This is a genomic window from Streptomyces sp. NRRL F-6492 (genome assembly GCF_001280125.1).
Lineage (GTDB): Bacteria > Actinomycetota > Actinomycetes > Streptomycetales > Streptomycetaceae > Streptomyces.
Genome location: NZ_LGEG01000193.1, coordinates 1 through 22,807 on the forward strand (window position 1 = coordinate 1; position 22,807 = coordinate 22,807).

3 protein-coding genes are annotated in these 22,807 nt (G+C 76.0%); all 3 read right to left on the reverse strand.

The window, feature by feature from the left end:
- Positions 1 to 165: 165 nt before the first annotated feature.
- The 3 genes from ADL08_RS14695 to ADL08_RS14705 all read right to left on the reverse strand — a co-directional run bounded on the left by ADL08_RS14695 (position 166) and on the right by ADL08_RS14705 (position 22,790).
- The gene (locus ADL08_RS14695) at positions 166 to 1,101 is read right to left on the reverse strand and encodes a 2,3-dihydro-2,3-dihydroxybenzoate dehydrogenase (protein ID WP_267889566.1); all 936 of its coding nucleotides are present in this window, start codon (positions 1,099 to 1,101) and stop codon (positions 166 to 168) included.
- Positions 1,102 to 1,170: 69 nt separating this feature from the next.
- On the reverse strand, positions 1,171 to 8,499 hold the full coding sequence (locus tag ADL08_RS14700; protein WP_053642922.1) for an amino acid adenylation domain-containing protein: 7,329 nt from the start codon (positions 8,497 to 8,499) through the stop codon (positions 1,171 to 1,173).
- 20 nt (positions 8,500 to 8,519) lie between these two features.
- Positions 8,520 to 22,790, reverse strand: coding sequence for a non-ribosomal peptide synthetase (locus ADL08_RS14705; protein ID WP_053642924.1), 14,271 nt, complete (start codon positions 22,788 to 22,790; stop codon positions 8,520 to 8,522).
- Between the last annotated feature and the right edge of the window lie 17 nt (positions 22,791 to 22,807).

Sequence of the window (22,807 nt, forward strand, 5' to 3'; positions counted from 1 at the left end):
GGCGCGGCGACCGGCAGGGGCGCGGGGGTGGGCGAGGGTATGGAGGCGGACGCGGGCGGGTGCGCGGCGACCTGGGGGACCGTCGACACGGGTGGGCTCCTTGGTTCGGTGAGGTGGGTGGCCGGCGCGGCCCCCGGGGGCCGGGGGTCCGCGCCGCGCGGGCCGTCAGCGCAGGGTGGCGCCGCCGTCGACGTAGAGGTCCTGCATGGTGATGTGGCGCGCCCGGTCGGAGGCGAGGAAGACGACCGCCTCCGCGACGTCCTCCGGCTGGGCGATGCGGCGCAGCGGGATGCCGGTGCGGTGGGCGGCGAGGTCGCCGTCGAGGACGCTGTCCGGGACGGACTCGCCCTCCCACAGGGAGCGTTGCATCGGCGTGTCGGTGGAACCGGGACAGACGGCGTTGCAGCGCACGCCCCGGGCGGCCACCTCCAGGCCCAGACACTTGGTGAAGGCCACGGCGGCCGCCTTGGAGGCGGCGTACACGCTCATGTCCGCGCGGGGTATGCCGGCGGCGTTGGAGGCGACCGTCACCACGGAGCCGGAGCCCCGGGCGGCCATGCCGGCGACGACGGCGCGGGACAGGTGGAAGACCCCGGTCGTGTTGACCGCGAAGACGTCCGCCCAGTCGCGGTCCGTCGTCTCGACGGCCGGACCGGTCCGCAGCACCCCGGCGACGTTCACCAGGATGTCCACGGGGCCGAGTTCGCGCGAGACGCGCTCCACGGTCTCCGCCACGTCGTCCGGCGCGGTGACGTCGAGCCGGTACGGGACGACGGGCCCGGCGGCCGGGTCCGCGCCGGCGTCCTCGGACAGCCGGGCGACGCTCCGCTTGAGCTCCCGCTCCGAGCGGTCGGTCGCCGCGACGGTGGCTCCGCGCGCGGAGAGGGCGCGCACCACCGCCTCGCCGATGCCCTGGGCGGCGCCGGTGACCAGCGCCACACGACCCGCGAACTCACCGCGCGGGCCGGTACCGTTCGGCCCGGTGCCGACCGGGTCGGTGCCGGTCGACGTGTCGCCGCCCGGCGCCGTGCCGAAGGGCACCGCGCCGTCCGGCCCGTCCCCGCGCGGTCCGGGTCTGCCCGGTCCGTTGATATCCGTCACGATCTCTCCTCGTACTTAGGTAAGCCTAGCCTAAGTTTCATTGGTTGCCCATCGGTTCCCGGGGGCCGTTCAAAGGCGTCCGCGCTCCGGCGCCTGCCGAACAGCCCCCGCCCGCACGGGAACCGGGCGCCCCTCCGCGACGGCGCGCAGCGCCCCGTCCAGGACCGGACCGATCTCCGCCAGCGCCTCGGGAGCCATCAGCTCGTCGTGCCCCCGGTCCAGCACGTGCTCGGTGAGCGCCCCCGACACGTACGCCGGCCACACCGTGCCCGGCACGTCCTGCGGATCGGTCGTGCGCGAGGCCGTGAAGAACAGCACGTCGCCGTCGAAGTGACGGGTCGTGCTGTGCGAGAGCAGCCGCACGCAGTGCACGTTGGTGTCCACGATCGCCCGCAGCAGCTCCTCGTCGAACCCGGCGAGCAGGCCCCGGCTGTCCCGGATCGCCGCGACGGCCTCCTCCCGCGTCGGCTCCCCGCGCCCGGACTCCTCCGCGCCCAGGCCCGCCACCGAGAGCAGGAAGCCGTTCTCCTCCCGCTCCAGGCGCTCGCGCCAGTCCGGCGCGTCCAGGTACGACCAGTCGTCCCGCTCCGGCGGATAGGCGTCGAGCAGCGCCAGGAAGGCGACCTCCTCGCCCCGCTCCTGGAGCATCGAGGCCAGCGTGTGCGCCACCGTCCCGCCGAAGGAGTAGCCCGCGAAGTGGTACGGACCCTCCGGCTGCACCTCCCGGATCGCCGTCAGGTACAGCTCGGCCAGCTCCGCCACGTCGGCCGCCTCCGGCAGCTCCCCGGCCAGACCCGGCGACTGCACGCCGTACAGCGGCCGGTCCGCGTCCAGGTGGCGCAGCAGACCCGTGTACTGCCAACTGAACCCGGACGCCGGGTGGAAGCAGAACAGCGGCGCCTTCGTGCCCCGTTCGCGCAGCGGCAGCAGCACCCGCAGCGCGTCCCGGCGCGAGTCCGACCCGATCCGGGCCGCCACGTCCGCGACCGTCGGCGCCGACATCACCGTGCCCACCTGCACCGGCACGCCCAGCTCGTCGCGGATGCGCCCCACGAGCCGCATCGCGAGCAGCGAATGCCCGCCCAGCTCGAAGAAGTTGTCCTCCACGCCGACCCGCTCCAGACCGAGCACGTCCGCGAAGATCCCGCAGAGCAGCTCCTCGCGGGCGTCCTTCGGCGGCCGCCCGCCGCCCGCGTCCGCGAACACCGGGGCGGGCAGCGCGGCCCGGTCCACCTTGCCGTTCACCGTCAGCGGCAGCGCCGCCAGTTCGACGAACGCCGACGGCACCATGAACTCCGGCAGCGTCGCCGACAGCAGGGCGCGCAGCGCCGCCGCCTCCGCCTCCGGGTCGGTGCGGACCGCGTCCGAGGCGGGCACGGTGTACGCGACGAGCCGCTTCACGCCGTTCGCCCCGGTGTGCACGACCACCGCGGCGGCGGCCACCCCGGGAGCGGCGGCGAGCGCCGACTCGATCTCGCCCAGCTCGACGCGGAAGCCGCGGATCTTCACCTGGTGGTCGGCCCGGCCCAGGTAGTCGATCTGCCCGTCCTCGCGCCAGCGCACCAGGTCGCCCGTGCGGTACATCGGCGTGCCCGGCTCGCCGAACGGGTCGGCCACGAACCGCTCCGCCGTCAGCGCCGGCCGAGCGAAGTAGCCCCGGGCCAGGCCCGCGCCCGCCAGGTACAGCTCGCCCGGCACCCCGCGCGGCACCGGTCGCAGCGCGCTGTCGAGCACATAGGCCCGGGTGTTGAAGATCGGCCGGCCCACGCAGGACGAGACGCTCATCTCCACGTCGGCGCCCAGCGCGTTGATCGTGTACTCGGTGGGCCCGTACAGGTTGTAGCCCATCGTGCCCTCGGTCTCCTCCAGGAGCGACCAGAGGGAGTCCGGTACGGCCTCGCCGCCGAGCAGGACGAGCGCCGGACGGTGCCGGTCCGCGTCGAGCAGGCCCGCGTCGACCAACTGCTGCCCGTACGACGGGGTGACGTTGACGACGTCGATGCCGACCCGGTCGTAGTGCGCCGTCAGGGCCGCCGGGTCGAGCCGCAGCTCCTCGCCGATCACGTGCACCTCGTGCCCGTCGACCAGCCAGAAGAACTCCTCCCACGACATGTCGAACGCGAACGACACCGTGTGCGCGACCCGCATCCGGCGCCCGCCCGCCAGCTTCACCGCCGGGTCGAAGATCCGCTCCCGGTGGTTGAGCAGCATGTTGACCAGACCCGAGCCCGGCACCACCACGCCCTTGGGGCGGCCGGTCGAGCCCGAGGTGTAGATCAGGTACGCCGGGTGGCGGCCGTCGCGCGGCCCGGTCAGCTCCTCCTCCGCGACCGGACCGCCGGACAGCCCGGCCAGCTCCGCGACCGTCGCCGGGTCGTCCAGGGCGAGCGGCGGCACGCCGTCCACCACCGGGACCCGGCCCCGTACGGCGTCCACGGTGACCAGGCAGACCGGCACCGCGTCCTCGACCATCGCGGCCAGCCGGTCCACCGGGTGGTCCAGGTCGAGCGGCAGGTACGCCGCCCCCGCCTTCAGGACCGCGAACAGCGCGACCACGAAGTCCGCCGAGCGCGGCAGGCCCAGGGCCACCGTCCGCTCGGGACCGGCCCCGCGCGCGATCAGCACCCGGGCGAGCCGGTTGGCCCGCTCGTCGAGCTCCGCGTAGGTCAGCCGCTCGTCCTCGAAGACCAGGGCCGTGGCCTCCGGGGTCCGCGCCGCCTGCCGGGCGAACAGGTCCACCAGCGGCACGTCCGGCACCTCGTGCCCGGTGTCGTCGCCCAGGGCGAGCAGCGCGGCCCGCTCGGCGCTCTCCAGGGTCCGCAGCCGGCCCACCGGCGTCGCCCCGCCCGCCGCGAACTGCTCCACGAGCAGCCGCAGCCGGCCCGCGAGCCGCTCGGCGGTCTCCCGGTCGTACAGGTCCGGCCGGTACGCCAGGCTCAGTTCGAGCGAGCGCTCCGGCGTGACCGCCAGGGTCAGCGGGTAGTGCGTGCCGTCGACGCTGTGCGTCCAGCCGATCTGATGCCGCTCCACCGCCTCCTCGCGCGCCGCGTCGTCGAGCGGCGTGTTCCGGAACACGTACAGCGTGTCGAAGAGCTGCCCGATCCCCGTGCCCCGCTGGATCGGGCCGAGCCCCAGGTAGTGGTGGGGCAGCAGGTCGGCGTGTTCGCCCTGCATCCGCACGAGCAGGTCCCGCAGCGTCTCCGAGGGACGCAGCGTCACCCGGAACGGCAGCGTGTTCATGAACATGCCGATCATCTGGTCGACGCCCGGCACGTCCGCCGGACGGCCCGAGACCGTCGCGCCGAACACCACGTCGTCCCGCCCGGTCATCCCGGACAGGGACAGCGCCCAGGCCGCCGAGAGGACCGTGTTCAGGGTGACGCCGGAGCCCCGCGCGAACGACCGCAGCCGGTCGCTGACCTCCTCGCCGAGCGCGATGTCCACCACCTCGGCGGTCACCGGCTGCCGCGTCGGGTCGGCCGGCGCGACCAGCGTCGCCTGGTCCAGGCCCGACAGGTGGTCGCGCCAGGCGGCCCGCGCCGCGTCCCCGTCGGTGCCCGCGAGCCAGCGCAGGTACTCCCGGTAGGGCGTGACCGGCGGCAGGATCTCCTCGCGCCCGCCCGCCCCGTACAGCGCGAACAGCTCCTCGAAGAACAGCGACTCCGACCAGCCGTCCGTGAGGATGTGGTGCTGCGTCACGCACAGCATCCAGCGGTCCTCGGCGAACTTCAGCAGCGTCACGCGCATCAGCGGCGGCGCCGCCAGGTCGAACCGGGTCGCCGCGTCCGCCAGCGAGAACTCCCGCTGCGCCTCGTCCTGCGCGGCCCGGTCCAGCCCCGACAGGTCGCGGACCTCCCACGGCAGCTCCCACGCGGCGGGAACCACCTGCACCGGGCCCGGCAGGCCCTCGTGCCAGAACGCCGAGCGCAGGTTCGGGTGGCGGCGCAGCATCGCGTCGAACGCGGAACGCAGCGCGGCCGTGTCCACGGCGTGCCGCAGCTCCACGAAGTTCTGCATCAGGTAGACGTCGAGCGCCCGGTCGTCGTACTGGGCGTGGAAGTACAGGCCCTCCTGGAGCGGAGCCAGCGGCAGCACCTCCCCGGCGCCCGGGAAGACCTGCTCCAGGACCGCCCGGCCGGCCTCGTCGAGCTCCACCAGCGGGGCGTCCGCGTCCGGCGCCGCCGTGGCCGCCGCCTTCTCCTCCGGCGTCCGGGCCGCGAGCGCGAGCGCCGCGACCGTCCGCCGCTCGAACACGTCGCGCGGGAAGAGCACCAGGCCCTCCTTGCGGGCCCGGGTCACCAGCTGGATGGAGACGATGCTGTCGCCGCCCAGGGCGAAGAAGTCGTCGTCCACGCCCACGGAGGCGAGCCCCAGGACGTCGGTGAAGACCCGGCACAAGGCCTCCTCGCGCTCCCCGCTCGGCGCCCGCGACCCCTCGGAGCCGCCGAACACCGGCGCGGGCAGCGCGGCCCGGTCCAGCTTGCCGTTCACCGTGAACGGCAGCGCGTCCAGGACCACGACCGCCGCCGGAACCATGTGGTCCGGCAGGCTCGCGGCCAGCTCCTCGCGGACCGCCGCCGGGTCCGCCGTGCCCGTCACGTAGCCGACGAGCCGCTTCACCCCCGGCGTGTCCTCGCGCACCACCACGGCCGCCGCGCCGACGCCGCCGACCCCCGCGAGCGCGGACTCGACCTCGCCCGGCTCGATCCGGAAGCCCCGGATCTTCACCTGGTCGTCGGCCCGGCCCAGGTACTCCAGCTCCCCGTCCGCGCGCAGCCGCGCCAGGTCGCCCGTGCGGTACATCCGCGACCCCGGCGCGCCGTACGGGTCGGCCACGAACCGCTCGGCCGTCAGCGCGAACCGGCCCAGGTAGCCGCGCGCGATGCCGTGCCCCGCGAGGTACAGCTCGCCCGTCGCCCCGGCGGGCACCGGCCGCAGCGCCGAGTCGAGCAGGTACGCGCGCGTGTTGCCGATCGGGCGGCCCACCACCGGGGTGGCCGAGGCCGCCAGGTCCGCCGCGAGCGCGTCCACCGTGTACTCGGTCGGGCCGTACAGGTTCACCGACATGACACCGGTCGCCGCCCGCACCGCCGACCACAGCGCCTCCGGCACCGCCTCGCCGCCGAGCAGCAGCAGCGCCGGACGGTGCGCGGCCGGGTCCAGGAGGCCCTGGTCGAGCAGGCCGAGCGCGTACGTCGGGGTGACGTCCATCGTCTCGATCCGGTGCTCCCGCACGTACGACACGACGAACTCGGCGTCCCGCCGGCCCGTCTCGTCCAGGACGTGCAGCTCGTGCCCGGCGACCAGCCAGAACAGCTGCTCCCAGGAGGTGTCGAAGCTGAACGACGCCGTGTGCAGGGCGCGCAGGCGCCGGCCGCCGGTCGCCTCGACCACCGGGCCGAAGACGTCCGCGACGTGGTTGGCGTACAGGTTGGACAGACCGCCGTGGGTGAGGACGACGCCCTTGGGGCGCCCGGTGGAGCCGGACGTGTAGATGACGTACGCCGGGTGCCCGTCCGCGACGGCCGGGGAGGCGAACTCCGCCGGGGCCGCGGCCAGGGCGGCGGCCGTCTCCGGCGCGTCCAGGACGAGCCGCTCCGGCCCGTCACCGGCCGCCGGCAGCAGCTCCAGACCGCGCGCGGTGGTCACCACGCACACCGGACGCGCGTCGTCGACCATCAGACCGAGCCGCTCCGCCGGATAGTCCAGGTCGAGCGGCAGGTACGCGCCGCCGGACTTCAGGACGGCGAGGATCGCCACCACCGTCTCCGCCGAACGCGGCACGGCGAGCGCCACCACCGACTCGGGGCCCACGCCCCGCGCGGCGAGCAGCGACGCGAGCCGCGCGGCCCGCGCGTCGACCTCCGCGAAGGTGAGCGACTCCCCGCCGCACACCACCGCCACCTCGCCGGGGGTACGGGCGACCCGCTCCGCGAACACGTCCGCGACCGTGCCCGCCGGCACGTCCCGCACCGTCCCCGGCCAGCTCCCGCGCACCCGCGCCGACTCGCCCTCGGGCAGCAGGGGCAGCGCCCCGACCCGCGTGCCGGGCTCCTCCGCGATCCGGTCCAGGACGTGAGCGAGGCGGTCCGCGATCAGGCCCGCGCGACGGTCGTCGAAGACGTCCGGGCGGTACTCCAGGCGCAGCAGGGCCCGCTCGTCCAGGGAGACCGCGAGGGTCAGCGGGTAGTGGGTGGCGTCCTCCGCCTCGACCCCGGTCACCCGCACCCCGGCGGCGACGGTCTCGCGCGCCGCCGGGTCCACCGGGTAGTTCTCGATGACGACGAGGGTGTCGAACAGCTCGCCCGCGTCGCTCTGCTTCCGGATGAGCCGCAGCCCGAGGTGGTGGTGGGCCAGGAGGGAGTTCTGCTCGTCGCGGAAGCGGCGCAGCAGCCCCTCGACCGTCTCCTCGTCGCGGACCGAGAGCCGCACCGGCACGGTCGTGATGAACAGGCCGAGCATCGACTCGACACCGGGTATCTCGTCCGGACGGCCCGACACGGTCAGACCGAACAGCACGTCGCGACGGCCCGTCAGACCGCCCACGAGCAGACCCCAGGCGCACTGGATCAGGGTGCTCGGCGTGGTGCCCAGACGGCGGGCCGCCGCCGTCAGCCGGGCGGTGGCCTCCTCCGACAGCTCCAGGGAGCGCACGCCCGGCCGCACCGGGGTGCGCGCCGGGTCGGGCTCCGCGACCAGCGTCGCCTCCTCGACCCCGGCGAGCGCGTCGCGCCAGGCGGCCTCGGCGGCCGGCGCGTCCTGTTCCTTCAGCCACTTCAGATAGGCGCGGTACGGGCGTACCGGCGGCAGCCCCGAGGCGTCCCCGTCCGCCGCGTACAGGGCGAGCAGGTCGCCGACGAGCAGCGGCATCGACCAGCCGTCGACCAGGATGTGGTGGACCGTGATCACCAGGCGGTGGTCGTCCTCGCCCATCCGGGCGAGCACGAGCCGCAGCAGCGGCGGCCGGTGCAGCTGGAAGCGGCGGGCCAGCTCCGCCCGGCGCAGCCCGGCGAGCCGGTCCTCGGGCGTAGCACCCGAAGCACCCGAAACACCCGAAACGCCGGAGGCACCCGAGGCACCCGAAGTACCGGAAGTACCGGAAGTACCGGAAGCGCCCGACGCGCCCTTCGCGCCGCCCTCCGTCAGGTCGACCCGCTCCAGGCCGAAGACGACCTCCGACGGCACGAACTGCACCGGCTGCGGCACCCCCTCGTGCCAGAAGCCGGCCCGCAGGTTCGGGTGCCGGCGCAGCAGCGCCGCGGCCGCCCGCTCCAGGCGGTCGGCGTCGACCGGGCCCGAGAGCCCCACCGACACCTGCACGGTGTACACGTCGGCCGCCCCGTCGTCGTAGACGGAGTGGAACAGCATGCCCTGCTGAAGGGGGGACAGCGGCAGCATGTCCTCGATACGAGCCTGCGTCACTGCTGGGCCCTCCACATTTCTTCGAGCATGGTGATCTGGTTCTGGTCGAGGTCGAGCAGGTCGAGGTCGGACGGGGTGTGCCCGGCGGTGACCCCGCCCGCCGCCCAGGCCGCGAGCGCGTCGAGGGCGGCCGTCCAGCCGTCCGCGAGCGCCGCGACCGTGTCCTGGGAGAGGACGTCGCCCGCCCACAGGAAGGAGGCGGCCAGCTCGGGACCGTCCGGCCCGTGCTCGACCTCCGCGTCCACCTGGAGGGGGTACGCGAGCGGGGCGTCCGGCTCCGGGCCGACGGCGAGCGCGTCGGCCTCCTCGGCCGGTCCCCAGACGGACTGCCGGGCGGCGGTCTGCCGGCCCAGGTAGTTCCACAGGATCTCGGGGCGGTCCTCCGGGTCGAACAGACCGGCGGTGGCGGCGTTGGCGTACCGCAGCAGCCCGGCTCCGATCCCGCCGTCCGGGACCCCGCGGATCCGCTCCTTGATCTCCTTCAGGGCCGCCCCGGCGTCCTGCGTGCCGCCCACGACCGCACGCGCGTCGTAGGAGTCCGCGGTGAGCCGCAGCGGGTACACGCTGGTCAGCCAGCCGACCGTACGGGTCAGGTCGGCGCCCGGGACGAGGTCTTGCTCCCGGCCGTGGCCCTCCAGCTCCACGGTCAGGCCGTCCGCCGGCTTCCCGTGCCGGGCCGCCCAGTCGCCCACGGCGAGCGCGAGCGCGGTGAGCAGCGTGTCGTTGACCGTGCCGTGGAAGGCCTGCGGCACGGCGGTCAGGAGCGGCTCGGTGCGCTCGGCGGAGAGCCGCACGGTGAGCCGCCGCGCGGTCGCCACCGTGTCCCGCGCCGGGTCGAGCGCCCGCTCCGTCAGGAGCCGCCCGCCGGTCGCGGACTCGGCCAGCCACCGGTCGAGCTCGGCGGTCCGCCGGGCGCTCTGCGCCTCGGCGAGCAGCCCCGCCGTCCAGGTCCGCAGCGCCGTCGGCACGGCGTCGAGGGCGGGCGTCCGACCCTCCGCCGCCGCCTCGTACGCGGCCCGCAGGTCCGGCAGCAGGATCTGCCACGACACCTCGTCCACCACCAGGTGGTGGGCGACGAGCAGCAGCCTGCCCGGCTCGCCGGGGCCGGCGTCGAAGCGCACGGCCCGCACGGTCCGGCCGGACTCCGGGTCCAGCTCGCCCGCCGCCCGGTCCGACTCGCGGGAGACCAGCTCCCGCAGGGCCCCGGCGTCGAGCCCGGCGGCGTCCACCGTGCGCAGCGGCGAGACGGCCTCCGGCGGTCCGGCCGGGGCGACCTCGGCGCTCCACACGCCGGGCCGCGCCACGGTCAGCACCTGCCGCAGCCCGTCGTGCCGGTCCAGGACCGCCCGGAGCGCGGTCTCCAGGTCCGCGTGCCGCACCCCGGCGGGCAGCAGCACCAGACGGGCCTGGCAGAACCGGCGGTAGGCGCCGCCGCGCTCCGCGAACCAGTGCGCCACCGGCGGCAGGACCAGCGGGCCCGTGGCCTGCTCGGCCGGGCGCTCCGGGGCCCTGCCCGCCGGGGCGGCGGGCGCGGCGACGGCGGCCAGACCGGCCGGGGTCGGGTGCTGGAACACCTGGCGGGCCGTCACCGTGAACCCGGCCTTGCGGGCCTGGCTGACGTACCGGATGGAGACGATGCTGTCGCCGCCCAGCTCGAAGAAGTTGTCCTCCGGGCCGACCTCGGGCAGCCCGAGGACCTCGGCCATCAGCCGCGCGAGCAGCTCGGCCGGGGTCTCGGTGGCGGCCACCGGCGCGGCCGGTGCGGTCGTCGCCGTCGTCGTACGGCGGGGCTCCGGCGGCACGGGCAGGGCCCGCCGGTCCAGCTTGCCGTTGGGGGAGAGCGGCACGGACGGGATCTCCAGGATCACGGCCGGGACCATGTACTCCGGGAGGCGCGTCGCCGCGTGCGCCCGCAGCGCGTCCGCGTCCAGCGGTCCGTCGCCCGCCGGGACGGCGTAGGCGACGAGCCTGCGCACGCCCGGCCGGTCCTCGCGGACCACCGAGACGGCACGGGACACCCCGGGAGCCCCGGACAGCACCGCGTCGATCTCGCCCAGCTCGATGCGCAGACCGCGCAGCTTGACCTGGTCGTCGGTGCGGCCCAGGTACTGGAGCCGCCCGTCGTCGTGGCGGACGACCAGGTCGCCGGTCCGGTACATGCGGGAGCCGGCGGGCCCGTACGGGTCGGCCACGAACCGCTCGGCGGTCAGATCGGGGCGGCCGAGGTAGCCGCGGGCGAGCTGGACGCCCGCGAGGTACAGCTCGCCGGGGACACCGACCGGGACGGGCCGGAGCCTGTGGTCCAGGACGTGGACGCGGGTGTTCCAGACGGGGGAGCCGATGGAGGCGGAGGCCGTCGTGGCGCCCGGGAGGGCGGTGGCGGCGGTGACGTCCACCGCTGCCTCGGTGGGCCCGTAGAGGTTCTCCAGGGCGACCGCGCGGCCCCCGGCGGAGGCGTGGAAACGGTCCACGAGGTCCGTCGGCAGGGCCTCGCCGCTGCACACCACGAGCCGCAGGCCCGGGCAGTCCGCGATCTCCGCCCCCGCGACGAACGCGGCCAGCATCGACGGCACGAAGTGCAGCACGCTGACGCGCCGTTCGCGGATCAGCTCGGCCAGGTACTCCGGGTCCTTGTGGCCGTCCGGCCGGGCGACGACGAGCGGCACGCCCTGGGCGAGCGGCCAGAACAGCTCCCAGACGGACACGTCGAACGTCGTCGGCGTCTTCTGGAGGACCCGGTCGACGGGCGTGAGCCCGTACGCGCCCTGCATCCACTGGAGGCGGTTGACGATCGCCTCGTGCTCGACCACGACGCCCTTGGGGCGGCCGGTGGAGCCGGAGGTGAAGATGACGTACGCCGGGTGGCGCGGCAGCAGCGGCGCCCGCCGGTCCGCGTCCGTCACCGCGTGCGCGTCCGTGCCCGCCCACTCCGCCGCCACGGCGGCCGAGTCGAGCACGATCCGCTCCGCCGCGAGCCCCGCCGGAAGGTCCGGCGCCGAGACCGTGTCGGTGAGGACGGCGACGGGCCGGGCCGTCTCGCACATGTGGGTGAGGCGGTCGGCGGGCAGGGTGAGGTCGAGCGGCAGGTAGGCGCCGCCGGCCCGGACGACGGCGTGGATCGCTATCAGCAGGTCGAACGAGCGGGGCAGGGCCACGGCGACGACCGACTCCGGTCCCACGCCCCGGCCGACGAGCAGCCGGGCGAGGCGGTTGACCCGCGCGTCGAACCCGGTACGGGACAGCTCCTCGTCCTCAAAGACCAGCGCCGGGCCCTCGGCCTTCGCCGCGCCCGCCGCCACCAGGTCCGCGAGGGTGCGCGGACCGTCCACGACCCGCTCGGTCGCGTTCCACCCCTCCAGGGCGTGCCGCTCGTCCCCGTCCGTCAGGTCCAGGGAGGAGACCGGGGCGCCCGGGTCGGCCGCCACGGCGTCCAGGAGGCGGACGAGCCGCTCCACGAGCCGCTCGGCGCCCGGCCGTCCGAAGAGGTCGGTCGCGTAGCGCAGACCGCCCTCGATCCGCCCGTCGTCCTCGGAGCCGCCGAACGCGAACTCCAGGTCGACCTTCGACCCACCGATCTCCACCGGCAGTTCACGGGCCGCGACCCCGAAGAGCGAGGACACCTCGGTGGACACCGAGTGGTACGTCACCATCGCCTGGAACAGCGGGTTGCGGGTCTGGGAGCGGGCCGCGCCCACCGCCTCCGCCACCGCTTCGAGCGGCAGGTCGGCGTGGGCGAAGCCCGCGAGCCCGGCGTCCCGCACCCGGTCGACCAGGCCGGCGAACGTCGGCTCGCCCGACAGGTCCGCGCGCAGCACGAGCGTGTTCAGGAAGAAGCCCACGAGCCCGTCGAGCTGCTCGTCGCCGCGCCCGGAGACCGGGGCGCCCAGGGGGACGTCGTCCCCGGCGCCGAGCCGGTGGAGCAGGGCCGCGACGGCCGCGTGCACCACCATGAACATCGTGGCGCCGGAGTCGCGGGCGATCCGGGCGAGCCCGGCGCCCGTCGCGGCGGAGACGCCGAAGGGGACCACGTCGCCGCCGTGCGTCGGCGAGGCCGGGCGCGGCGTTTCGGTGAACAGGCCCAGCTCCTCGGGGATCCCGGCGAGCGCCTCCCGCCAGTACGCGGCCTGGCGCGCCGCCGTCGAACCCGACTCCTCGGTGTCCCCGAGGAGTCCGCGCTGCCAGAGGGCGTAGTCGGCGTACTGGACGGGGAGTTCGGGGAACTCCGGTGCCCGGCCGGCGGCGCGGGCCGCGTAGGCGGTGTCCAGGTCGGCCAGGAGCGGTCCGGTGGACCACTCGTCGGTCGCGATGTGGTGCAGGAGTACGACGAGCACGTGCGCGTGCTCCTCGTCGGACGCGCTGAGCAGCGTCACCCGCACCGGGATCTCCCGGGCCAGGTCGAAGACGTACCGGGAGGCGGCCTCCGCCTCGGCGGCCAGGACGTCGGCGCGGACGCGGCGCGCCGCGAACGGCACCCGCGCCTCGCCGGGCGTCAGGATCCGCTGGTACGGCTCGCCGTCCGCCTCCGCGAACACGGTCCGCAGCACCTCGTGCCGCGCCACCACGTCCTCCACGGCGGCGCGCACGGCCGCCGCGTCCACGGGCCCGTCGAGACGGACCGCGAAGGGCACGTTGTACGCGGTCCCCGGACCCCGCACGCTGTCGAAGAGCCACAGGCGCCGCTGGGCGTACGAGAGCGGCAGCCGCTCCGGCCGTGCGGCGGGGACGAGGGCGGGCCGCTCGGAGGCGGTCCGCTCCGCGAGCCGGGCCGCGAGGGCCGCGACCGTCCGCGCCTCGAACACGTCCCGCACCGAGCACTCCACGCCCAGCGCGGACCGCGTCCGGCTCGCCGCGCGGGCCGCGAGCAGGGAGTGGCCGCCGAGGTCGAAGAAGTCGTCCTCGACACCGGCCGTCTCCAGACCGAGCACGGCCGCGACGATCCCGAGCAGGATCTCCTCGCGCGCGTCCCTCGGCGCCCGCGAGGGCCCGGCGACGGCGTCCGGCGGCACGGGCAGGGCCCGACGGTCGAGCTTGCCGTTGGGGGAGAGGGGAACGGCCGGGATCTCCAGGAACACGCCCGGGACCATGTACTCCGGCAGGCGGGAGGCCGCGTGGGCGCGCACCGCGTCCACGGGGACCGGCCCGTCGCCGGTCCCGACGACGTACCCCACGAGCCGCTGCACGCCGGGCCGGTCCTCGCGGACCAGCGTCACCGCGTGCGCCACGCCGGGGGCGGACGCCACGACCGCGTCGATCTCGCCGAGTTCGATGCGCAGGCCGCGCAGCTTGACCTGGTCGTCGGTGCGGCCCAGGTACTGGATCCGGCCGTCCGCGTGACGGACGACGAGGTCGCCCGTGCGGTACATGCGGGAGCCGGCGGGCCCGTACGGGTCGGCGACGAATCGTTCCGCCGTCAGGTCAGGGCGGGAGAGGTAGCCGCGGGCGAGCTGGACGCCCGCGAGGTAGAACTCGCCGGGGACGCCGACGGGGACCGGCCGGAGGCGTCCGTCGAGGACGTGGACGCGGGTGTTCCAGACGGGGGAGCCGATGGAGGCGGAGGCCGTCGTGGCGCCCGGGAGGGCGGTGGCGGCGGTGACGTCCACGGCGGCCTCGGTGGGCCCGTAGAGGTTCTCCAGGGCGACCGCGCGGCCCCCGGCGGAGGCGTGGAAACGGTTCACCAGACCGGTGGGCAGGGCCTCGCCGCTGCACACGACCAGGCGCAGGCCCGGGCAGTCCGCCACGTCCACCGAGTCCAGGAAGGCCTGGAGCATCGACGGCACGAAGTGCAGCACGCTGACGCGCCGCTCGCGGATCAGCTCCGCGAGGTACTCCGGGTCCTTGTGGCCGTCCGGCCGGGCGACGACGAGCGGCACGCCCTGGGCGAGCGGCCAGAACAGCTCCCAGACGGAGACGTCGAAGGTCGTCGGGGTCTTCTGGAGGACCCGGTCGGACGGGGTCAGCCGGTACGTGCCCTCCATCCAGGCCAGGCGGTTGACGATGGCCTCGTGCTCGACCACGACGCCCTTGGGGCGGCCGGTGGAGCCGGAGGTGAAGAGGACGTACGCCGGGTGGCGCGGCAGCAGCGGCGCCGACCGGTCCGCGTCCGTGACCACCGTGTCGGCCAGGCCGTCCAGCTCCGCACGCACCTCGGGCGCGTCCAGGACCACGGGCTCGGCCTCCACGCCGGCCGGCAGCGCGCCGAGCGACGGGAGGTCGGTCAGGACGCACACCGGACGCGCGGTGTCCGTCATGTGGGTGAGGCGGTCGGCGGGCAGGGTGAGGTCGAGCGGCAGGTAGGCGCCACCGGCTCGTACGACGGCGTGGATCGCTATCAGCAGGTCGAACGAGCGGGGCAGGGCCACGGCGACGACCGACTCCGGTCCCACGCCCCGGCCGATGAGCAGCCGGGCGAGGCGGTTGACCCGCGCGTCGAACCCGGTACGGGACAGCTCCTCGCCCTCGAAGACCAGCGCCGGGCCCTCGGCCTTCGCCGCGCCCGCCGCCACCAGGTCCGCGAGGGTGCGCGGACCGTCCACGACACGGTCGGTCGCGTTCCACTCCTCCAGGACCCGTCGCCGCTCGTCCCCGTCCATCAGCGCGGCCGAGGACACGGGGGCGTCGGGCGCGGCCGCCACGGCCTCCAGGAGGCGGACGAGCCGCTCCGTCAGGCGCTCGGCGCCCGCGTGCTCGAACAGGTCGGTCGCGTAGCGCACGCCGCAGGTCATCCCGGCGCCGCCCGCGTCCTGAGTGCGCCGGAACAGGATCTCCAGGTCGAACTTGGCCGCGCCGCCCCGCACCGGGAACTCCCCGGCGTCCGTGCCGAGCAGCCGGGACAGGTCCGGGCCGCCGCCCTCGTACGCCACCATCGTCTGGAACAGCGGGTGGCGGGCGAGCGAGCGGACCGGCGCGACCGCCTCCACGACGGCGTCGAAGGGCAGGTCGGCGTGGTCGAGGACCGCGAGCCCCGCCGTACGGGCGCGGCCGAGCAGCTCCGTGAAGGACGGGTCGCCCGACAGGTCGGTGCGCAGGACGGCCGTGTTCACGAAGAAGCCCACGAGCCCGTCGAGGGCGCTGTCGCCGCGTCCCGCGACCGGGGTGCCGAGGGGGATGTCGTCCCCGGCGCCGAGCCGGTGGAGCAGGGCCGCGACCGCCGCGTGCACCACCATGAACATGGTCGAACCGGAGTCCGCCGCCAGCCGGTCGAGACGGGCCACGAGCCCGGCCGGAAGCTCGGCCGTGACGGTGTCGCCCCGGTGGGTCGGGACGGCCGGCCGGGGCCGGTCGGTGGGCAGCGCCAGCTCCTCCGGCAGCCCCGCCAGGGCGCCCCGCCAGAAGGCGGACTGCCGGGAGGCCAGGGAGGATTCGTCCGCCGCGTCGCCGAGGAGTTCGCGCTGCCAGAGGGCGTAGTCGGCGTACTGGACGGCGAGTTCGGGGAACTCGGGCGCCCGGCCCGCGAGACGGGCGGTGTAGGCGGTGTCCAGGTCGGCCAGGAGCGGGCCGGTGGACCACTCGTCGGTCGCGATGTGGTGCAGCAGCACGACGAGCACGTGCTCGTGCTCGCCGTCGGACGCGCCGAACAGCGTGACGCGCAGCGGGAGTTCGGACTCCAGGCCCAGGGGCTCGGCGACCGCCTCCTCCACCGCGTCCGCGAGCGCGTCGGGGGCCACCTCGCGGACCGCGAACGGCACCTCGGCCTCGCCGGGCGCCAGGATCCGCTGGTACGGCTCGCCGTCCGCCTCCGCGAACACGGTCCGCAGCACCTCGTGCCGCGCCACCAGGTCGCCGAACGCGGCGCGCAGCGCGTCGGAGTCGGGCCGCTCCCGCAGCCGCAGGGCCAGCGGAACGGTGTACGTGGAGCTCGCGCCGTCCATGTCGTACTGGAACCACAGGCGCCGCTGGGCGTACGAGAGCGGCAGCCGCTCCGGCCGTGCGGCGGGGACCAGGGCGGGCCGCTCGGAGGCGGTCCGCTCCGCGAGCCGGGCCGCGAGCGCCGCGACCGTCCGCGCCTCGAACACGTCCCGCACCGAGCAGGCGCGGCCCGCCGCCCGCACCCGGGCCACCAGGCGCGTCGCGAGCAGGGAGTGGCCGCCGAGCGCGAAGAAGTCGTCCTCGGCGCCGACCGACGCGAGGCCCAGGACCTCCGCGAACGCCTCCGCGAGCCGCTCCTCCGTCTCGCCGCGCGGGGCGCGGGACGGCGCGGCGGCCGTCACGGCGGGCGCGGGCAGGGCGGCGCGGTCCAGCTTGCCGTTGACGTTCACCGGCAGGACGTCGAGGGCGACGACCGCCGCCGGGACCATGTACTCGGGCAGGCGCCCGGCCACCTCGCGGCGCACCGCGTCGGGGTCGGCGCCGCCGGTCACGTACGCCACCAGGCGCGGCACGCCCGGTACGTCCTCGCGGACCAGGACGGCGGCCGAGGCCACGTCCTCACAGGCCGTCAGCCCGGCCTCGATCTCGCCGAGTTCGACCCGGAAGCCGCGGATCTTCACCTGGTCGTCGGCGCGGCCGAGGAACTCGATCAGGCCGTCGGCGCGGCGGCGCGCCAGGTCGCCGGTGCGGTACATGCGGGAGCCGGCCGGGCCGTACGGGTCGGCCGTGAACCGCTCGGAGGTGAGCACGGAACGGCCCAGATAGCCGCGGGCGTTCTGGACGCCCGCCAGGTACAGCTCGCCGGGCACGCCGGGCGGCACCGGCCGCAGCCGGGCGTCCAGGACGTGCGCCCGGGTGTTGTCGAGGGGACGGCCCACCACGGGGGTCTCGCAGTCGGTGACCCGGGCGACCAGGGCGTCCACCGTGAACTCGGTGGGACCGTAGTAGTTCACCGTCTCCACGTCGGGGACCGCGCGCAGCTCCGTCCACAGGGCGGGCGGCACGGCCTCGCCGCCGAGGAGGAACAGCGGAGGACGGTGGTCGCCGGTGAGCAGGCCCGCGTCGAGCAGGTGGCGGCCGTACGACGGGGTGACGTCGAGCGCGTCGATCCGCGCCTCCCGCACGTGGGCGACGACGGCGTCCGCGTCGCGGCGCCCGTACTCGTCGAGGACGTGCAGCTCGTGGCCCGCGATCAGCCACAGGAGCTGCTCCCACGAGGAGTCGAAGGAGAACGAGGCGGTGTGCAGGGCCCGCACGCGCCGCCCGAGCCGGTCCGCGACCGGGCGGTAGAGCTGCCGCTCGTGGTCCCGGTACAGGTTCGTCAGACCGGCGTGGTGCAGACCGACGCCCTTGGGGCGGCCGGTGGAGCCGGAGGTGTAGATGACGTACGCCAGGTCGTCCGGCCGTGGCGCGCGGGGCGCCGGGCCCTCGGCGGCGGCCAGCCGGTCCCGTACGGCCGGGTCGTCCAGGACGAGCCGGGCCGCGCCGTTCGCGTCCGGGACCCGGCCGTCCACGGCCCGGGTGGTGACGACGCAGACGGGCGCGGCGTCGTCCAGCATGTACGCCAGGCGCTCCGCCGGGTGGTCCAGGTCGAGCGGCAGATAGGCGCCGCCGGCCTTGAGGACGGCGAAGGCGGCGACGACGGACTCGGCCGAGCGGGGCACGGCGAGGGCCACGACGGCGTCCGGGCCGACGCCCTCCGCGGCGAGCAGCAGCGCGAGCCGGGTGACCCGGTCGTCGAGCTCGGCGAAGGTGAGGCGCAGGTCGCCGCAGACCAGGGCGGTCGCGTCCGGGGTCTGCCGGGCGCGCTCGGCCAGGATCTCCACGACCGTGGTGTCCGGGTGGGCCGCGGCGGTGTCGTTCCACCGCTCCAGGAGCGCCCGCTCGTCGTCGGAGCGCAGTTCGTACGCGGAGACCGGGGTCCGGGGGGCCGCGACGGCCTGCTCCAGGAGGAGCAGGAGGCGGGCGGCGAGCGCGTCGGCCGTGGCCCGGTCGAACAGGGCGGACGAGTAGAACACTTCGAGGTCGAGCTCGTCGCCGTGGGCGCTGTCGGAGAAGGTGACGTCCAGGTCGAACTTGGTGACGCCCGGGTCGGTGCGGTCCACGGCCGCGTCCAGGCCGAACAGGGCGCGCACGTCCTGGGTGACGGTGCTGTGCGACACCATGGCCTGGAAGAGGGGGTGCCGGGTGAGGGACCGCTCCGGGTTGACCGCCTCCACCACCGCGTCGAACGGCAGGTCGGCGTGGTCGAGCGCGGCCAGGTCGGTGCCGCGCACCCGCTCCAGGAGGGCGGCGAACGTCGGGTCGCCGGACAGGTCGGCGCGCAGCACCACCGTGTTCACGAAGAAGCCGACGAGACCGTCCAGGGCCGGGTCGGACCGGCCGGCGACCGGGCTGCCGAGGGGGATGTCGTCGCCCGCGCCGAGCCGGTGGAGCAGGGTGGCGACGGCCGCGTGCACGACCATGAAGACGCTGGTGCCGGACTCGCGGGCCAGGCGGCGGATGCCGGAGGCGAGCGCGGCGGGCACCTCGCGGTGCACCATGCCGCCCGCGTTGTCGGGCTCGGCGGGCCGGGGCCGGTCGGCGGGCGGGGTCGCCTCGGCCGGAAGTCCGGCGAGCGCCTCGCGCCAGTACGCGGCCTGCCGGGCGGCGGGGGATTCCGGGTCCGCCGGGTCGCCCAGGGCCTCGCGCTGCCAGAGCGCGAAGTCGGCGTACTGCACCGGCAGCGGGGCGAACTCGGGCGCCTCGCCCAGGAGTCGGGCCGCGTAGGCGCGTTCGAGGCCGTTCAGGAACGGCCCCATCGACCACTCGTCGCTCGCGATGTGGTGAAGGAGCACCACCAGGGCGTCCGCGCCGCGTTCGGTGTCGCGGACCAGGGTGACCCGCACCGGGGCCTCGGCCGACAGGTCGAAGAGGTGGCCGAGGGCCGTCTCCACCGCCGCGTCGACGCCGCCGCCGGCGGTCTCCCGCACGCGCAGCCGCACCCCGGCGTCGGCCGGGGGCAGGATCCGCTGGTACGGCTCGCCGTCCCGCTCGGCGAAGACCGTGCGCAGCGTCTCGTGCCGGGCCACCACGTCCCCGAGGGCCGCGTCCAGGGCGGCGGGGTCCAGGAGCGTGCCGAACCGGGCCACGAACGGGATGTTGTACGTGGCGCTGGGGCCCTCCAGCTGGTGCAGGAACCAGAGCCGGTGCTGCGCGTCGGACAGCGGGAGGGCCTCGGGCCGCTCCCCGGCGGTGAGCGCCGGGCGGGCGCCCGTCGCGGTGCGGGCGGCGAGCCGCTCGGCCAGGGCGGCGGGCGTACGGGCCTCGAACACGTCCCGTACGCCGCAGTCGGCGCCGAGCGCGGTCCGCAGCCGGGCGGCGACGCGGGCGGCGAGCAGCGAGTGGCCGCCGAGGTCGAAGAAGTCGTCGTCGGGGCCGGCCGAGGCCAGCTCCAGGACGTCCGCGTACACCCCGGCGACGATCTCCTCGCGGGCGTCGCGGGGGGTCCGGCCGACGGTCGCGGCGGATCCGGCCAGGTCGGGCGCGGGCAGCGAACGCCGGTCCACCTTGCCGTTGGCGGTGAGCGGGAAGGCGTCCAGGACGACCACGGCCGACGGCACCATGTGCGCGGGAAGGCGCTCGCCGACCGCCGCGCGCAGCCCGGCCGGATCCGGTGTGGAGCCGCCCGCGCCGGTCACGTAGCCGACCAGGAGCGGGGAGCCGGGGATGTCCTCGCGGACCACGACCACGGCCCTGTCCACCTCCGGACGGTCCGTCAGGGCGGTCTCGATCTCGCCGAGTTCGATGCGGAAGCCGCGCACCTTCACCTGGTCGTCGGCGCGGCCGAGGAAGTCGATGACGCCGTCGGGGCGGCGGCGCACCAGGTCGCCGGTGCGGTACATGCGGGAGCCGGCCGGGCCGTACGGGTCGGCCACGAACCGCTCGGAGGTGAGCGCCGGGCGGCCGAGGTAGCCGCGCGCCAGCTGGTCGCCCGACAGGTACAGCTCGCCGGGGCGGCCGTGCGGGACCGGGCGGAGCGCCGGGTCGAGGACGTGGGCGCGGGTGTTCCAGAACGGCAGGCCGATGTCCGGGGTGCCGGTGTGCTCGGGGGAGAGGACGGAGGAGGTGGCCCAGACGGTCACCTCGGTCGGCCCGTACACGTTGGTGACGGAGGCCGCCGTGCGGACGAGGCGCTCGGCGAGGGCGGCGGGCAGCGCCTCGCCGCCGACGAGGACCTTCGTGCGGGCGAGGGCGCGCGGGGCGCCCTCCTCCAGGAGGGCGTGCCACAGCGACGGCGTCGCCTGCATCACGGCCGGCCGGTGGGCCTCGACCAGGGCGGCGAGCGCCGCCGGGTCGCGGACGGTGTCGCGGCCCGCGAGGACGACCGCCGCGCCGCTGATCAGCGGGACGTGGATCTCCAGGGCGGCGATGTCGAAGGAGACCGTGGTGACGGCGACGAGCCCGTCGCCGGGCTCCATGGCCAGCTCGTGGGCCTGCATGCGCAGGAAGTTGGCGAGCGCGGAGTGCGGGACCACCACGCCCTTGGGGCGGCCGGTGGAGCCGGAGGTGTGGATGACGTACGCCGGGTGGTCGCCGTCCGGGGCCGGAAGGGCCGCGGCGGGCCCTTCGGCCAGGTCCGCCAGGGCGGACAGCGCGTCGGGGGAGTCCAGGACGAGGGTCTCGGTGCCGGGCACGTCGGGGGCGTCGGCCGCGGCCGCCAGGGTGGTGAGGACGCACACCGGGCGCGCGTCCTCGACCATGAACTCCAGGCGCTCGGCCGGGTATTCGAGGTCGAGCGGCAGATAGGCGCCGCCGGCCCTGAGCACGGCGAGCAGGGCCACGACGAGCTCGGCGCCGCGCGGCAGGGCGATGCCGACGAACCGCTCGGGGCCGACGCCCCGCGCGGCGAGCAGCCGGGCCAGCCGGTCGACCCGGGCGTCGAGTTCCGCGTACGTGAGCTCCTCGGCGCCCGCGACGAGCGCGACGGCCCCGGGGTGCTCCCGCACCCGGGCGGCGAAGGCCTCGACGACGGTGCCGGGCGCGATCGCGCGGGCGGTCGCGGCGGCCTGCCCGGCGAGGGCCTCCAGGAGGGCGCCGTCGAGGAGGCCGGGGCGGCCCACGGGGGTGTCGGGGCCGCTGGTCACGGCCTCGGTGAGGAAGCGGACGAACTCGGCGCAGCGGGCGTTCAGGCCCTCGGCGTCGTAGGCGCGCGGGTTGGCGTCGAGTTCGAAGGCGATCCGGCCGGCGGCCGTGTCGTGGCGGACGGCCAGGGTGAGGTCGTCGACCGGTCCTGCGGCCACGTTGTGCACGGTGCCGGGGGCGCCGGCGAAGTCGAGGGCGTTGTCGAAGGCCTTGACGTTGACCATCGGGCCGAGCGGGCCCCGGTCGCGGCCGACGAGGCCGAGGTCGCGGCGGATGTCCTCGGCGCGGTAGCGCTGGTGGCGGCGCAGGTCGCGGACGCCGGCGGCGACCTCGGCGACCAGCTCGGCCAGGGGGAGGTCCGGGCGGACCGCGACCCGCAGCGGCAGCACGTTGACCACCATCGCCGGGACGGCGAGGGAGGCCGAGCCCAGGCGGGCCATCGCGGGCAGCGAGAGCAGGACGTCCCGGTCGCCGGTCGAGCGGTGCAGGAAGGCGGCGAAGGCGGCCGTCACGGCGTCCGCCCAGGTGGCCTTCGCGGCCCGGGCGAGGGCGAGGACCCCGGCGGTGGCCTCGGCGTCGAGCGCGGCCGAGGCGCGCAGGAAGTCGGGGGCGGCCGGGAAGGAGGCGCCGGCCAGCGGCTCGTGGTCGCCCCGGTCCGCGAGCCGGTCCAGCCAGTACGCGCGGTCGGCGGCGTACCGCTCGTCGTCCCGGTAGGCGGCCTCCTCCTCGACGACGGCGGACAGCGGGCCGAACGGCGAGGGGGCGGGCTCCTCGCCGCGCGCGAGGGCCGTGTAGACCTCGGCGGTGCGGCGGGACAGGAGCGAGAAGCCGTAGGCGTCCAGCGCGATGTGGTGGACGCGCTGGTACCAGAGCGTGCGGTCCGGGGCGACCCGGTGCAGGGCGAAGCCGAAGAGCGGGGCGGTGGCCGGGTCGGCGGGCGCGGCCATGTCGGCGCGCATCGCGGCGAGCGCGGCGGCCTCCGGGTCCGGGGCGCCGAGGTGGTCCACGACCTCGACGACGGGGCCGCTCGGGGGCGCGTCGGCGAGGACCTGGGAGGGCCGGCCGTTCCCGTCCTCCTCGAAGCGGACGGTGAGGGCCTCGCACTCCCCGACGACCCGGCGCAGGGCCGCCGCGAAGAGCTCCGGGTCGAGCGCGCCGTCGACGGCGACGTACTGCCCGACGTTGTAGACCGGGGAGTCGGGGTCGAGCCGCTGGCCGTACCAGACTCCGGTCTGGGCCCCGGTCAGGGCGAGGCGTCGCAGAGCACGCTCGGTCATGGATCTTGCTCCAGGGG